13 protein-coding genes are annotated in these 14610 nt (G+C 70.4%); 10 read left to right on the top strand and 3 right to left on the bottom strand.

What is annotated here, in order from left to right; all coding sequences use genetic code 11:
• The first annotated feature begins 120 nt into the window (after window positions 1–120).
• The 7 genes from ACYVLJ_RS30705 to ACYVLJ_RS30675 are packed head-to-tail and all read left to right on the top strand — an operon-like array spanning window position 121 to window position 9137.
• Window positions 121–2106, top strand: a complete 1986-nt coding sequence (locus ACYVLJ_RS30705) for a fibronectin type III domain-containing protein (protein WP_460441292.1) — start codon at window positions 121–123, stop codon at window positions 2104–2106.
• Window positions 2081–2971, top strand: coding sequence for a carbohydrate ABC transporter permease (locus ACYVLJ_RS30700; RefSeq protein ID WP_451982002.1), 891 nt, complete (start codon window positions 2081–2083; stop codon window positions 2969–2971). Before ACYVLJ_RS30705 ends, ACYVLJ_RS30700 begins: the two co-directional genes overlap by 26 nt.
• A gap of 8 nt (window positions 2972–2979) precedes the next feature.
• Window positions 2980–3858 carry a carbohydrate ABC transporter permease gene (locus ACYVLJ_RS30695; protein WP_451981999.1) on the top strand — a complete coding sequence of 293 codons (879 nt, stop codon included), beginning with the start codon at window positions 2980–2982 and terminating at the stop codon, window positions 3856–3858.
• Window positions 3855–6131, top strand: a complete 2277-nt coding sequence (locus tag ACYVLJ_RS30690; protein WP_460441291.1) for a glycoside hydrolase family 95 protein — start codon at window positions 3855–3857, stop codon at window positions 6129–6131. The genes ACYVLJ_RS30695 and ACYVLJ_RS30690 overlap by 4 nt, the downstream gene beginning before the upstream one ends.
• Window positions 6131–7084, top strand: coding sequence for an acetylxylan esterase (locus ACYVLJ_RS30685; protein WP_460441290.1), 954 nt, complete (start codon window positions 6131–6133; stop codon window positions 7082–7084). The genes ACYVLJ_RS30690 and ACYVLJ_RS30685 overlap by 1 nt, the downstream gene beginning before the upstream one ends.
• On the top strand, window positions 7081–8436 hold the full coding sequence (locus ACYVLJ_RS30680) for an ABC transporter substrate-binding protein (protein WP_460441289.1): 1356 nt from the start codon (window positions 7081–7083) through the stop codon (window positions 8434–8436). Before ACYVLJ_RS30685 ends, ACYVLJ_RS30680 begins: the two co-directional genes overlap by 4 nt.
• Window positions 8437–8465: 29 nt before the next feature.
• Complete coding sequence (locus ACYVLJ_RS30675; protein WP_460441288.1) at window positions 8466–9137, top strand: GntR family transcriptional regulator; 672 nt, start codon at window positions 8466–8468, stop codon at window positions 9135–9137.
• A 198-nt stretch (window positions 9138–9335) separates the two neighbouring features.
• On the opposite strand, the gene ACYVLJ_RS30670 is transcribed toward ACYVLJ_RS30675, so the two are convergent.
• Window positions 9336–9890 carry a snapalysin family zinc-dependent metalloprotease gene (locus ACYVLJ_RS30670; protein ID WP_451981984.1) on the bottom strand — a complete coding sequence of 185 codons (555 nt, stop codon included), beginning with the start codon at window positions 9888–9890 and terminating at the stop codon, window positions 9336–9338.
• A 175-nt stretch (window positions 9891–10065) separates the two neighbouring features.
• Window positions 10066–10557: a winged helix-turn-helix transcriptional regulator gene (locus ACYVLJ_RS30665; protein ID WP_460441287.1), complete on the bottom strand. Its 492-nt coding sequence runs from the start codon at window positions 10555–10557 to the stop codon at window positions 10066–10068.
• A 101-nt stretch (window positions 10558–10658) separates the two neighbouring features.
• Here ACYVLJ_RS30665 and ACYVLJ_RS30660 point away from each other — a divergent pair, with 101 nt between their 5' ends.
• The 3 genes from ACYVLJ_RS30660 (at window position 10659) to ACYVLJ_RS30650 (ending at window position 13402) form a co-directional block, all read left to right on the top strand.
• A complete protein-coding gene (locus ACYVLJ_RS30660) occupies window positions 10659–11363 on the top strand; it encodes an SDR family oxidoreductase (protein ID WP_460441286.1) in 705 nt (234 codons plus the stop codon).
• Between the two features lie 213 nt (window positions 11364–11576).
• Entirely contained in the window at window positions 11577–12140 is a 564-nt protein-coding gene (locus ACYVLJ_RS30655; RefSeq protein WP_451982256.1) for a TetR/AcrR family transcriptional regulator, read from the top strand.
• A 98-nt stretch (window positions 12141–12238) separates the two neighbouring features.
• Window positions 12239–13402, top strand: a complete 1164-nt coding sequence (locus ACYVLJ_RS30650) for a cytochrome P450 (RefSeq protein ID WP_460441461.1) — start codon at window positions 12239–12241, stop codon at window positions 13400–13402.
• Here the strand turns inward: ACYVLJ_RS30650 and ACYVLJ_RS30645 are convergent.
• On the bottom strand, window positions 13369–14604 hold the full coding sequence (locus ACYVLJ_RS30645; RefSeq protein ID WP_460441285.1) for a hypothetical protein: 1236 nt from the start codon (window positions 14602–14604) through the stop codon (window positions 13369–13371). The two genes, ACYVLJ_RS30650 and ACYVLJ_RS30645, sit on opposite strands and share 34 nt — an antisense overlap.
• Window positions 14605–14610: the final 6 nt, after the last annotated feature.

Raw genomic sequence — 14610 nt, 5'->3', positions numbered from 1 at the left:
CGTTGACATCCATGAACTCCAGCAGCCAGAATCTCCAACCGTCGATCCTATAGGATCCATGGTTTTGTCGAGATGAACCGTGGACCTCCGATGTCTGACACCGACCTCGAAGGAGTGGTCATGGCAGCACGCGGCAGACGGGCCCTGGGTGTCCTCGCCGGGCTGGGGGTGGTCGCGGCCCTGGCAGTGGCACCCCAGGCGGCCGCCGCCGAACCCCAGCCGGCAGCCCAGAAGCCCTACCTGGGCTGGAGCAGCTGGAGCCTGGAGTCGACGAACTACCCGGGCGTCAACCCGACGGGCCCGGCCAGCTGGCTCACCGAGGCCCACGTCCTCCAGCAGGCCGACGTCCTCGCCGCGAAGTTCAAGCAGCACGGCTACACCTACGTCAACATCGACGCCGGCTGGTCGAACGGCTTCGACGCGAACGCCCGCCCGGTGGTCAACCCCACGACCTTCCCGGACGGCATGAAGTACGTCGCCGACTACGTCCACAAGAAGGGCCTCAAGCTCGGCTCCTACCTCGCGGTCGGGCTCGACCTCAAGGCCTACGGCGACGGCAACTCGCCGATCGCGGGCACCACGAACTGCCACACCAAGGACCTCGTCTACCCCGACCTGCGCAAGACCAACGGCTGGGACTCCGCCTACAAGATCGACTTCACCAACCCGTGTGCCCAGTCCTACGTGGACTCGGTGGCGCAGCTGCTGGCCGGCTGGGGCGTCGACTTCCTCAAGCTCGACGGCGTCGGCCCCGGTTCCTTCAAGGGCGGCGAGAACTACACCAACACCGCCGACGTCGAGGCGTGGCACAAGGCCATCGCCAAGACGGGCCGTCCGATGGAGTTCGTCATCTCCTGGGCGCTGAGCCACCGCCAGGCCGACGTCTGGAAGGCCAACACCAACGGCTGGCGTGTCGACACGGACGTCGAGTGCTACTGCGACACCCTCGTGACCTGGAACAACTCGGTCAAGCAGCGCTGGAACGACGTCGTGCAGTGGATCCCCGACGCCGGCCCCGGGCACTGGAACAACCTCGACTCGCTCGACGTCGGCAGCGGCAAGCTGGACGGCATCACCCCGGCCGAGCGCCAGAGCTACATGACGCTCTGGGCGATCGAAGCCGCTCCGCTCTACATGGGCGACGACCTGACCCAGCTCGACGACTACGGCGTCAAGCTGCTCACCAACGACGAGGTCATCGCGGTCAACCAGGCCGGCATCCCGGCCAAGCCGGTGAGCCAGACCACCGACCAGCAGGTCTGGTACAACCGCAACGCCGACGGCAGCTACACGGTCGCGCTGTTCAACCTCGCCGCGGCGCCTGCCCGCGTCGGCGCGGACCTCGCGCAGCTCGGCATCAACGGCCCGGTGCAGATCCGGGACCTGTGGGCGCACCAGGAGGTCGGCACCACCACCGCCGACCTGCCGGTGCACGGCTCGCGCCTGTTCAAGGTGACGCCGCGAGACCGCAACGCGCTCGCCGCCCCGGCCGTCGTGCACGGCACCGCGGCCACCGGCACCAGCGTCTCGCTCGCCTGGGACGCGTCGAAGGGCGCGCAGGACTACGACGTCTACGCCAACGGCAAGAAGCTGACCAGCACCGGTGAGGCAAAAGCCACGGTCACCGGCCTCCAGCCGTCGACGAGCTACGACTTCACGGTCGTCGCCAACCAGCGGTACGGCAAGCCGTCCGCGCCCAGCAGGAAGATCAGCGTGACGACACCGGCGGCCGCCGGACCCCAGGCTTACGAGGCCGAGAACGGCAGTCCGCAAGGCGGCGCGACCGTCTACGACTGCACCTGCTCGGGCGGCAAGAAGGTCGGCTACCTCGGCGGCAGCGGGTACGTCGTCCTGCCGGCGGTCACCACCGCCAAGGCGGGCACCTACCTGCTGCAGCTGTCCTATGTAGACGGCGACTCCAGTCGGACGGGCATCGTCACGGTCAACGGGACGTCGTTCCCGCTGCCGGTCGCCGGCAGCAACGACAACGACTGGAACACGCCGCAGACCGTGACCGTCCCGGTGTACCTGCAGGCCGGGGCCAACACCGTCCAGATCGGCAACCAGGCCGGTTACGTCTATGACGTCGACAAGATCACCGTCTAGGGGCCGGGACGCGCCGATCGCGTGGCTGCTCGTCAGCCCCGCGCTCGGCGGGTTCGCGGTGTTCTTCGCCTACCCGACCCTGCGCGGGCTCTACCTCAGCTTCACCGAGTTCCACGTCCTCACCGAGCCGCGCTGGATCGGCCTGGGCAACTTCCAGGAGCTGGCCGGCGACGGCGAGTTCTGGCACTCCCTGCTCGTCACGGTCTACTTCGTCGCGCTGTCGGTGGTCCTGGGCGTGCTGGTTTCGCTGGTCACGGCGGTGATCCTGCACCGGCTCGCGGTGTCGGCCACCGTCCGCGGGCTGATGATCCTGCCGTTCCTCATCTCCGGCGTGGTCACGGCGCTGGTCTGGTCGTGGATGCTCGACCCGCAGCTCGGCATCGTCAACATCCTGATCACGAAGGTCACCGGCGAGCCGGTGCTGTTCTTCGGCTCGGGGGCCTGGGCGGTGCCGACGCTGGCCGGGCTCAACATCTGGAAGTCCATGGGCTACAACGCGGTGCTGATCTTCGCCGGGCTGCAGACCATCCCGTCCACTGTGTACGAAGCGGGCCGGATCGACGGCGCGAGCGAGCTGCAGATGTTCCGGCGGCTCACCGTGCCGCTGCTGCGGCCGATCCTGGTGATGGTCGTGGTTCTGACGGTGATCAGCTCGTTCCAGATCTTCGACATCGTGCAGGTGACGACCAAGGGCGGGCCGGCGGACGCGTCGAAGGTGCTGCAGATGTACATCTACGACAAGGCGTTCGGCCAGTTCGACTTCGGCTACGCCGCGACCATGTCGCTGGCCCTGTTCGTGCTGCTGGCGGCCGTGACGTTCGCCCAGCTGAAGATGGCTCGCGCCGGCGAGTCCGACACCACCTAGGAGGGACCGTGCGCCGGAGCTCGCCGGGCCGGGTCGTCGCGTGGACGTACCTCGTGCTCGTCCTCGTCGTCACGATCTTCCCGTTCTACTGGATCGTGCGGACCGCGCTGTCGAACAACTACGCCCTGGCCACGGACCCGGCTTCGCCGCTGCCGGCCGGGTTCACGCTCGGCGCGTTCGAGCGGGCGCTCGGCCTGGCCGACCCGGCCGAGGCCGCGGCGCAGGGTGGCTCCGCGGCCTCGATCGACCTGCTCCGGTCGCTGCGGAACTCGGTGGTCTACGCGGTGCTGCTGACGATCTGCACGGTGTTCTTCTCCGCGCTGGCGGCGTTCGCGTTCTCGCGGCTGCGGTGGAAGGGCCGCAACGCCGTCTTCGCGGTGCTGCTGACCGCCCTGATGGTGCCGCAGGTGCTGACCTTGCTGCCGAACTTCGTGCTGATCAAGGACCTCGGCCTGCTCAACAGCTTCGGCGGGATGATCCTGCCGACGGCGTTCTTCTCCGCGTTCAACATCTTCTTCCTGCGCCAGTTCATGCTCGGCCTCAGCACCGAGATCGAAGAGGCCGCGATCATCGACGGCGCCGGGCCGCTGCGCGTCTGCTTCCGGATCGTGCTGCCGATGAGCGCCGCGCCGCTCGCGACCCTGGCGCTGCTGACGTTCATCACCACCTGGAACGACTACCTGTGGCCGCTGCTGGTCACCAACGACGACACCGTCCGCCCGCTCACGCTGGCGCTCGCGGTGTTCAAGCAGTCCTCGCCGCAGGCGGCGCTGGACTGGGCCGGCCTGATGGCCGCCACACTCGTCGCCGCGTTGCCGATGCTGCTGCTGTTCGTGGTGTTCGGCCGCCGGCTGGTCAATTCCATCGGCTTCACGGGGTTGAAATGACGGATCTCCTGCTCTCCTGGCCGCACCCGGCGGCCGACTGGACCGAAGCGCTGCCGGTCGGCAACGGCCGGCTCGGCGCGATGGTCTTCGGCGGCGCCGGCCGCACGCGGATCCAGGTCAACGACGCCACGGTCTGGTCCGGCACCCCGGACGGCCCGGCGGCCGCGCTGGCCGACGTCGACGCCGGCCCGGACCGGCTCGCCGAGGTGCGCGAGGCCGTGTTCGCGAAGGACTTCCGGCGCGCCCAAGACCTCCTGATGGGGTTCGAAGGCCCGTACAGCCAGGAGTTCCTGCCGTACGTGGACCTCTGGCTGACCCTCCCGGAAGGCACCTCGCACGGCCGGACCCTCAACCTCGACAACGGCGTCACCACCGAGCGGCTCACGATCGGCGGCCACGACGTCGAGCGCACGACGTGGGTGAGCCGGCCCGCCCAGGTGCTGTGCGTCGCGCTGTCCGGCGCGATCGACGTGGAGGTCGATCTGTCGACACCGTTGCGGGAGGTGTCGCGCGACGGCCTCGATCTCGGCGTCGAGATCCCGATCGACGGCGCGCCGCGGCACGAGCCGCAGGTCGCCGAGCCACTGCGGTACGGGACGGCCGAGGGGTACGACCCGTTCGGCGCGGTGTCCGTCCGGGTCGCCAGGACGGACACCGGAGTCTTGATCGTCCTGGCCAGCTCCACCAGCGCGTACGACGCCTGGATCGGCGACCGGCAGCACACCCGCGACGAGCACCGGCGCCGCGCGGCGGTCCTCGCCGAGCAGGCCGTCGAGACCGGAGCCGCGGAGTTGCGGCGTGCACACGAGGCCGACCTGCGTCCCCTGCTCGGCGCGTCGTCGCTCAGGATCGGCGAACGCCGGGGCGGCACCCACGACGTCGCCGAGCTGCTGTCCGGAAAGGACGAACAGCTCACCGCGACCGTGCTCTCCCAGTACGGGCGGTACCTCCTGGCCAGCGCGTCGCGGCCGGGCGCGCCGCCGGCGAACCTGCAGGGCATCTGGAACGACGACCTGCGTCCGGCCTGGTCGTCCAACTACACGGTCAACATCAACACCCAGATGAACTACTGGGCCGCCGAGACGACCGGGCTCGGCGAGTGCCACCTCCCGCTGTTCGACCTGCTCGGGAAGCTCGCGGTCACCGGCGCGGACGTCGCGCGCGAGCTGTACGGCGCCCGCGGCTGGGTCACCCACCACAACACCGACCCGTGGGGCTGGGCGCTGCCGGTCGGGATGGGGCACGGCAACCCGTCGTGGGCGATCTGGCAGCTGGGTGGCGCATGGCTCGTGCAGCACGCCTGGGAGCACTACGACTTCACGCGCGACCACGCCTTCCTCGAAAAGACGGCGTGGCCGTTGTTGCGGGGCTGCGCGGAGTTCTGCCTGGACTGGCTCGTCGAACAGGACGGCTTTCTCGGGACGTGCCCGTCGACGTCGCCGGAGAACCTGTTCCTTTCCGAAGCCGGGACGAAGGAATCGCTCACGCACTCGGCGACCATGGACCTCGTCCTGATCCGCGCGGTGTTCGAGCGGAGCCTCGCCGCCGCCGAGACGCTCGGCGTCCACGACCCGGTCTGCGGCGAGATCGAGGCCGCGCTGCCGCGGTTGCGCCCGCTGCCGGTGCTGCCCGACGGGCGGCTGGGGGAGTGGGCGTCGGACCTCCCCGAAGCCGACCCCACGCATCGGCACATGTCGCACTTGGTGGCGCTGTACCCGCTCGGGCAGCTCGGCACCCCGGAACTGGCGGAGGCGGCGCGACGGGTGCTGGACCGCCGGGGGCCGGGGGCGATGGGCTGGTCGTGGGCCTGGAAGATCGCGCTGCGCGCCCGGCTCGGCGACGGCGAGACCGCGCGGAAGCTGCTCGGCGAAGCATCACAGCCGTTCACCGGCGACCGGCACCGCGACGCGCCGTTCGACGGCTCCGAGTGGGGCGGACTGCTGCCGAACCTGTTCAGCACGCACCCGCCGTTCCAGATCGACGGCAACTACGGCTTCCCGGCCGCGCTCGCGGAACTGGTGCTGCAGAGCCAGAACGGCGTGGTCCGGCTGCTCCCCGCGCTGCCCGCGGACTGGCCTTCCGGCGAGGCGCGTGGCTTGCGCTGCCGCGGCGGGCTCGCGGCCGACGTCGAGTGGCGCGACGGCGAGCTGCGGTACGCCGTCCTGCGGCGGCTGTCCGGCGACCCGGCCGAGCCGGTCCGGGTCCGCTACCGCGGCCGCGGGACCGAGCTGCGGTTGCGGACCGGCGAATCGACCGTCCTGAAAGGACTGTGATGTTCACCGACCTCGGGCTCGACGCGCTGTGGGCGTACCGCAGCGACTACGTGGCGCCGCCGGACTTCGACGCGTTCTGGACGTCGACGCTCGACGAAGCCCGCGACCACGACCTCGCGCTGACCCTGACCCCGGTCGAAACGCCGTTGCGCACGCTCGACGTCTTCGACGTGACGTTCGCGGGTTTCGGCGGTCATCCGCAGCGGGCCTGGCTGCGGCAGCCGCGCGGGGTCGACGGGCCGCTGCCGGCGATCGTCCAGTTCCACGGCTACGGCGGCAGCCGGGGCAGCGCGCTGCAGGAGCTGCACTGGGCCTCCGCGGGATACGCGCACCTGCAGGTCGACGTGCGTGGCCAGGGTGGCGTGACGCCCGACCCGATGGGCAGCGGACCGGCGTACCCCGGCCACCTGACCCGCGGCATCGAGAGCCGCGAAACCTACGTCTACCGGCGGATCTTCACCGACGCGGCCCGTGCGGTCGACGCGGTCCGGGCCCTGGACCACGTCGACCCGGCGCGGGTCGCGGTGCTCGGCAACAGCCAGGGTGGCGGCATCGCCCTCGCCGCGGCGGGCCTCGTCCCGGACGTCGCGGCCCTGCACGCGCAAGCCCCGTTCCTCTGCGACTTCCGGCGCGCCAGCCTGGTCGGCGGGGAACGACCGTACGTCGAGCTGTCGCGGTACCTGGCCGACCACCGGGACGCCGTGGCGCGGGTGTTCGGCGTGCTGTCCTATTTCGACGGTGTCGGGTTCGCCTCGCGCGCGACAGCCCCGGCGTGGTTCAGCACCGGGCTGATGGACGGGATCGTGCCGCCGTCCACGGTGTTCGGCGCCTACCACGTCTACAAAGGACAGAAGCAGCTCGCCGTCTGGGAGTACAACGGCCACGAAGCCGGCGGCCCCGACGACGTTCAGGCGGTACTCGAAGGATTCCGGCCCATTCTGGAGTTGACATGAAGTTGCGCACGCTCACCGCCGCCGGACTGGCGGCGACCCTCGGAGCGCTCGTGGCCGCCTGCGGAGGCGGCTCGGCGAGCGGCAGCGGGACCACCGTCAACTGGTGGACCTGGGACGACAAACAGGCGGCGGCGTACCAGACCTGCGCGTCGGGGTTCGAGAAGGCCAACCCCGGCACCACGGTGAAGATCACCCAGTACAACGTGGACGACTACTTCACCAAGCTGACCGCCGGGTTCGTCGGCGGGACCGCGCCGGACGCGTTCCAGAACAGCGTCCAGTACTTCCAGGCCTACGCCTCGCAGCACCAGCTGCTGCCCCTGGACGACCTGATCGGCCGGGACAAGTTCGACCTGAAGCGGTTCTCCGTCGGCGTCGACGCGTGGAAGTTCACCGACGGCAAGCAGTACGGGCTGCCGCTGGACTGGTCCGCGACCGGGCTGTACTACAACACCGACGTCATCACGAAAGCCGGATACACGCCCGCGGACATCGCGAAGCTGACCTGGAACCCCGACGACGGCGGGACGTTCGAGAAGGTCGCGGCACACCTGAGCGTCGACAAGAACGGCGTCCGGGGCGACCAGCCCGGGTTCGACAAGGACCACGTCGCCACCTACGGCACCGGGCAGCTCGCGTCGCGCGACTTCATCGGCGAGGCGACGTGGAGCTCGTTCGCCATGACCACCGGCTGGCGGCTGGCCGACAAGCCGTCGTGGCCGACGACGTTCAGCTACGCCGATCCGGTGTTCGCCAAGACGATGCGCTGGGTGCGGTCGCTGACCGACCGCGGCTTCGCGCCGAAGATCGGCACGTTCACCACCGGCGGCCAGGCGACCATCAGCGACGTCGACCTGCTCGGCTCGGGCAAGGTGGCGATGGAGACCGCGGGCTCGTGGTCGGCGGGCACGTTCGCCAAGCTGCCCGGGGTGAAGGTCGGCATCGCGCCGACGGTGCTCGGGCCGGCCGGCAAGCGCTCGGCGCTGTCGAACTCCAACGGCGACAACATCTGGGCCGGCACGAAGAACCCGGACCTGACCTGGAAGTGGGTCTCGTACATGGGCTCGCCGGAGTGCCAGTCGGCGGCCGGCGCGAGCGGCACGTTCTTCCCGTCGATCCCGGCATCGATGGACGCGTCGGCGGCGGCGATGAAGGGCCAGGGCGTCGACCTGTCGGTGTTCACGACGATGATGAAGGACGGCTCGCTGGTCCCGGCGGTCGTCTACGGCAACGGCGCCGCCCTGCAGGACGCGGAACGTCCGCTGTTCGAGGCGTACTTCGCGCACCAGCGCGACGACGACGTGTTCGCGGAGATGGCGTCGAAGAGCCGGGACGTGCTGGCCAAGCAGTAGCCTGTGCTCACGACGTGTGAAGGGGAGTCATGGTGGAGGGTCGGCGCCTCGAGGCCCTGCCGAGCAGGCAGGTGCTGGCCGACGGCGTCTACGAGCAGATCCGGGCGCTGATCATGAACGACGGCATCGAGCCCGGCGCGCGCGTGAACATCGACGAGATCGCGCGCGAGCTGGGCGTGTCGGGCACCCCGGTGCGTGAAGCGCTGGCGCGGCTGGAGTCCGAGGAGCTCGTCAGCCGGCTTCCGCTGCGCGGCTACCGCGTCACGGAACTGCTGAACCGCAAGGAAGTCGACGACATGTACGCGCTCCGGCTGCTGCTGGAGCCACCGTCGGCGGCCCTGGCGGCGGCCGCGATGTCGGACGCTCACGTGGCGGCGCTCGAAGCCGAGCTGGCGACGTGCCCGGCGGCCCCGGCGGAGGACGCGTACAGCGACTACAAGGCGCTGACCGCCCACGACGCTCGGCTGCACGAGCTGATCCTGCGCATGGCGGGCAACGCGGCGGTCGAGCAGGCGTTCGCACGCACCCACTGCCACCTGCACTTCTTCCGGCTGAACTACAACCAGCCGTTCGGCGAGCAGACGATCTCGGAGCACCGCCTGATCGTCGACGCCCTGGTAACCGGCAACGCGCAGGCGGCCCGAAAAGCGATGACCGACCACCTCGAAGTGGCCCGAGACCGCCTGCTCTCCCGCCTCTGACGTGCGCAAAGAGGCATCACCCGTGATTGAGGAGGCATCACGTGTGATTGAAGGGGCATCACGCTGATGCCCGCTCAATCACGCGTGATGCCCGTCTGATCACGTGTGATGCCCCGCCAATCACGTGTGATGCCTCGAATGTGAAGGCCGCACCGGGGACTTCCCGGTGCGGCCTCCCCCGACGACGTCGGATGCTGGTCACTTGACCGGCATCGTCACCTCGTAGATGCGCTTCGGCGTGGCCGCCGCGGAGCGGAACGCGCCCGACCAGAGGGACTCGACCTTGGCGGACTCGTCCGCGTTCGGGTTTGCGTTGGTGCAGGACGGGCCGGGGCCGCCGCCCGACATCAGCTCGGAGCACGGGCCTTCGTAGTGGTCCGGCAGGCCCAGCGCGTGCCCGGTCTCGTGCGCCGCGATGCGCGTCTGGTTGTACTGCTGCGCCTGCGTGTAGTCGATGAAGATCGTGCCGCTGCCGTGGCCGTCGGTCTGGGCGTACGAACCCTGCGGGTCGTTGCCTTCCGTGTAGTGCAGCGTCGCGCCCGAGGAACGCTCTTCGAGCTTGACGTTCGACACCGCCGCGTTCCAGTTGGCCGCGCCGGCGTTGATCACGTCGCGGAAGGTGGGGGCGTCCGAGGTGTCGTAGTAGACGGTCGTGGCCGCGGCCGGGGCCGCGAGGGCCGGGGCGGCCGTCAGCGGCGTGGCGATCATCGCCAACGCGACGGCGGCGCCGGGCAGCAAGTACTTCCTGGACATCGGGACGACTCCTTGCCGTGGGGAATTTGCCGGGTTTGCGCGCGCTGGGTGTCGAACTTACGGAATCGCCCCGCGCTTGTGACCCGACTTTCGTACTGCACGGCGAACGGTGATTTACCAACCATTCGAAACTATTGACATGCACAGCCGTGCATACAAGGATGCCCCGTTCGGCTTAACCGACCGGCTCCGCCAGCGGGATCTCGCCCTCGGTGAGCCACGAGCCACGCCACGCCAGATCGTCCCTGACCAGCGGTTTTCCGCACGCGTCGCACTTCTCGCCCGGCCGGGTCAGCTCGCCGCACGGCGTGTGGACCAGCTTCATGGGTCCGTACGCGCTCGCCGACGACGTGTGCGCGTCACCCCACGCGCCGAGCGCGTGCAGCACCGGCAACGCGTCCGAGCCGGCCTGTGTGAGGCGGTACTCGTGCCGGGTCCGGCCACCGTCGCGGTAGGGGAGCTTCGTCAGCAGCCCGCGGTCGACGAGCTTGGCCAGCCGGGTCGTCAGCACGTTGTCGGCGATGCCGAGCTGCACGCGGAAGTCCTCGAACCGGGTGGTGCCCGCGGTGGCGTTGCGCAGGATCAGCAACGTCCACGGCTCGGCGAGCACGTCGGCGGCCCGCGCGATCGGGCAGGAGGCGTCCTCCCAGGTGATGCGGCGGCTCATGGTGTGATCCCTCCTACCTGGCTTGCTCGGAGCAAGTCTACGCCGTACAGTCGGCCTCAGCTAGCTTGCAATGAGCAAGTCAGGTGCGAGAGGAGCTCGTCATGGAGATCACGGGTGCGGTGGCGCTGGTCACCGGAGCGAACCGGGGGCTCGGCCGGCAGTTCGCCGCCGCGCTGCTCGAGCGTGGCGCGGCGAAGGTCTACGCCGCCGCGCGCAATCCCGAGTCGGTCGACCTGCCGGGAGTGGTGCCGATCCGCCTCGACGTGACCGACCCGGAGTCGGTCCGCGAGGCCGCGAAGATCGCGGGCGACGTCACGCTGCTGGTCAACAACGCCGGGTCGTCCACGGGGTCGTCGCTGCTCGGCGGCACCCTCGAGGACATCCGGCTGGAGATGGACACGCACTACTTCGGCACCCTCGCCGTGACGCGCGAGTTCGCGCCGATCCTCGAGCGCAACGGCGGCGGCGCGGTCCTCAACGTCCTTTCGGTGCTGTCCTGGATCACCGCGCCGCACCTCGCGGCGTACTCGGCGGCGAAGGCGGCGGCCTGGTCGCTGACCAACGCGCTGCGCCTGGAGCTGGCGCCGCAGAAGACGCAGGTGACCGCGCTGCACGTCGGCTACATGGACACGGACATGGCCAAGCACGTCGAGGGGCCGAAGGTCGACCCGGCGCTCGCGGCGGGACTCGCCCTCGACGGCGTCGAGCAGGGCCGGTTCGAGGTGCTCGTCGACGACCTGAGCCGGAACGTCCGCGCCGGGCTGTCGGGCGACCTCGCGGGGCTGTACCCGGCGCTCGTCTCCTGAGTCCACTTCGGACAGTGTCGGCCGGCTGAACGGGTTCCTTCGAGAATTCTCGCGCGGCAGTTCGTGAACAACCGCTGACGCGACCGTTCCGGGGTCCTTTCGGGGACCCCGGAACACAGGTGGTTCCGCCCCGGGCGTATGAATGGGCGGGTGCCGGAGAACGTGGAAGCCGGAATCGGCCGAACGAGGAACCGCTGGGGCGAAGGCGAACGGCTGCGTGGCGAAATCCTCGCGGCGGCGGGCCGGTTGCTGGCCGAGCTCGGCGGCGAGGACGGACTGACGATCCGCGGGGTGGCGCGCGCGGTCGGCATCGCCCCGGCCAGCATCTACCAGCATTTTTCCGACCGTGCGGAATTGGTGCGCGGGCTGCTCGACCACGAATACGCGCGGCTGGCGGAATCGATGCGCGCGGCCGAGGAGTCACTGGGTGAATCCGATGTCGTCGGACGTGTTCGCGCGCAAATTCACGCTTACTGCGCCTTCGCGATGCGGAATCCGGGGCATTACCGCCTGATGCTGGCGAACGGCGCGACGCGGTCGTCGCCGGACGCCCACCCGGAGGGGCCGCTGCTCGACGTGATCGAGCGCCTGACGGCGGGCTTCGAGCGCTGCGTCGAGGCCGGCCACGAGCTGCGCGTGACCCCGGGCCGCGCGGCCGCGGTGGTGTTCGTCGGCGCGCACGGCCGGGTCGCGTTGTTCCACAGCGCCTTGAACCGGACTGGCGCCGAGCTGGTCGAGCCGTTCGTCGACGAGTTGGTGTCGTTGGTCTTCGCCTGATCGGAGTGTGGCGAAGCTGCCAGAATATGCTTAGCATAGCTATGTAAATTTCCGGCAGCTTCGGGAGGTATCCGGTGGACGGCGTGCCCGCGTTTCCGATGACCCGGCGGTGTCCCTTCGACCCGCCCGCCGAGCTCGGCGAGCTGCCGCCCGTCTCCCGCGTGCGGCTCTGGAACGGCAGCACGCCGTGGCTGGTGACGCGCTACGACGACGTCCGCGCGGTGCTGCGCGACTCGCGGATCAGTGCCGACTCCGACCGCCCCGGCTACCCGCACCAGAGCGCCGCTTCGGCGGCCCGGCGCAAGCGCGCGAAGTCGTTCATCACCATGGACGGCGCCGAGCACGCGGCGCAGCGGCGCCTGCTCACCGGCGACTTCCTGGTGAAGAAGATGGAGGCGCTGCGCCCGGCGATCCAGCGCATCGTCGACGACCTGGTCGACGGGCTCCTGGCCGGCCCGAAGCCGGTCGACCTGGTGACGGCGTTCGCGCTGCCGGTGCCGTCGCTGGTGATCTGCGAGCTGCTCGGCGTCCCCTACGAGGACCGTGAGCTGTTCCAGGACATCACGAAGGTGATGGTGTCGCGGACCGCGACGCCGGAGGAAGCCGTCAAGGCCACCGAAGAGCTGCTCGCCTACCTCGGCGGCCTGGTCGAGCGGAAGGCCGCCGACCCGGGCGACGACGTGCTGAGCAAGCTGGCGGTGTCGCAGTACGCGACCGGCAAGATGTCCGCCGAAGACGTCGCGTCGATGGGCCAGCTGCTGCTGGTGGCGGGCCACGAGACGACGGCGAACATGATTTCGCTGGGCACGGTGGCGCTGCTGGAGCACCCGGACCAGCTCGAGCTGGTCCGCACCGGCGATGCCGGCCTGCTGCGGCGCGCGGTCGAAGAGTTGTTGCGGTACCTGAACATCACGCATTCCGGACGCCGCCGCGTCGCGGTCGAGGACCTGGAGGTCGGCGGCCAGCTGATCCGCGCGGGCGAGGGCGTCATCGCGGCGGGCGACGCCGCCAACCGCGACGACGCGGTGTTCGCCGAGCCGGACCGCCTGGACGTGACGCGCGAGGCCCGGCACCACGTCGCGTTCGGCTACGGCGTGCACCAGTGCCTCGGCCAGACGCTGGCGCGCGTGGAACTGCAGGTGGTCTACGGAACGCTGTACCGCCGCATCCCGGAGCTGCGGCTCGCGGTGCCGGTGGAGGAGCTGACCTTCAAGGACGACATGCTGGTCTACGGGGTGCACTGCCTGCCGGTCACCTGGTGATCACAGCGGCCGCCGGCCGAACCCGCCCAGATCCCGTCGCCGGCGTACGAGGCCGAGTAGCCGAGCAGCGCCGCCAGGCCTTCCGCCGGCCCGCCGCACGACGCGACGCCGTTCGCGTTCGTGACCCCGGAACACAGGGTGCGGCCGCCCGCCGCGAACGTCACCGTGCGGCCCGGCACGCCACGGCCGTACCGCGTGTCCGTCAAGGTCGCGCTCACCGCCGGCGAGCCCAGCCGGGCCGGCGCGACGCTCAACGACGTCGGGTCCGGCGCGGTCGAGAACAGCGACGCCGACGTGCGGAGCCCGCTCGGCGCCGGGGCGAACAGGTACTGCACGGCCGAGTCCGGCCCGGACGGCGCCGGGCAGCCCGCCCCGGTCGTCGTGACGTCGATCGCCGGGTCGGTCTGGTACCGGCCCGGTGCCGCGCCCACCGCGCGCGGCCAGCACACGAACTGGATCGACTGCGGCGGCGTCGGCGGCGGCGTGATCCGGGCCGGGCCGGTGCCGGTCAGGCCGTAGGACAGGCTCGGCCCGGCCAGTGCTGCACTGTCCACACCGGACAGAGTGACCTCGTGCGTCGCCGAGGTGGCGAACGGGTTGTACGCGCCGGTCTGCAGCACCGGCGCGTCGTCGGTGCCGGCCGCGGTGTCCCACAGGTACTGGACCTGGAACGTGTCGGTGCTCGACCCGGTGACCGTCGTCGTCACCTCGACGCTCGAGTCGGCCACCGTGGTGCCGTGCACGACGACGTACTGGTCGATCTCCACCGAGCCGCTGTCGACGTAGGTCCACCAGTTCGTGTGGAACCCGGTAGTGCCGACCGCCGTGGTCGTCGGGCCGAGCGAGTCGAGCGCGACCTCCGACGCCGTCGTCAGGTACTGGCCCTGGACGTAGTCGACGTGCGAGGTCAGGTCCCGCACGGTCGTGAACGACGTGCCGGGCACGCCGCCGCCGAACAGCACGTCCCGGCCGGCGCCCGCCGGGTGGGCGGGCCCGGTCTGCACGGTGAACGAGCCGACGCCGAGCCCGCGCGCCTGCTGGAGGGACACGCGGAAGACGTCGTTGCCGAAGGTGGGCGTGGCGGCGAGCGCGGTGTGCGTTCGCGACTTCCACTGCGCCGGCGGCTCGGGTGCCGCCTGCGCCGGGACGGCCCCGGCCAGCAGCAGCGCCGCGACCGCGCACAGCAGTCCGGTTCGGTGCATCAGATC

Source organism: Amycolatopsis stemonae (assembly GCF_054781455.1).
Note: the sequence above shows the minus strand (reverse complement) of the source record. Positions and strands in the feature narration are given on the sequence as shown.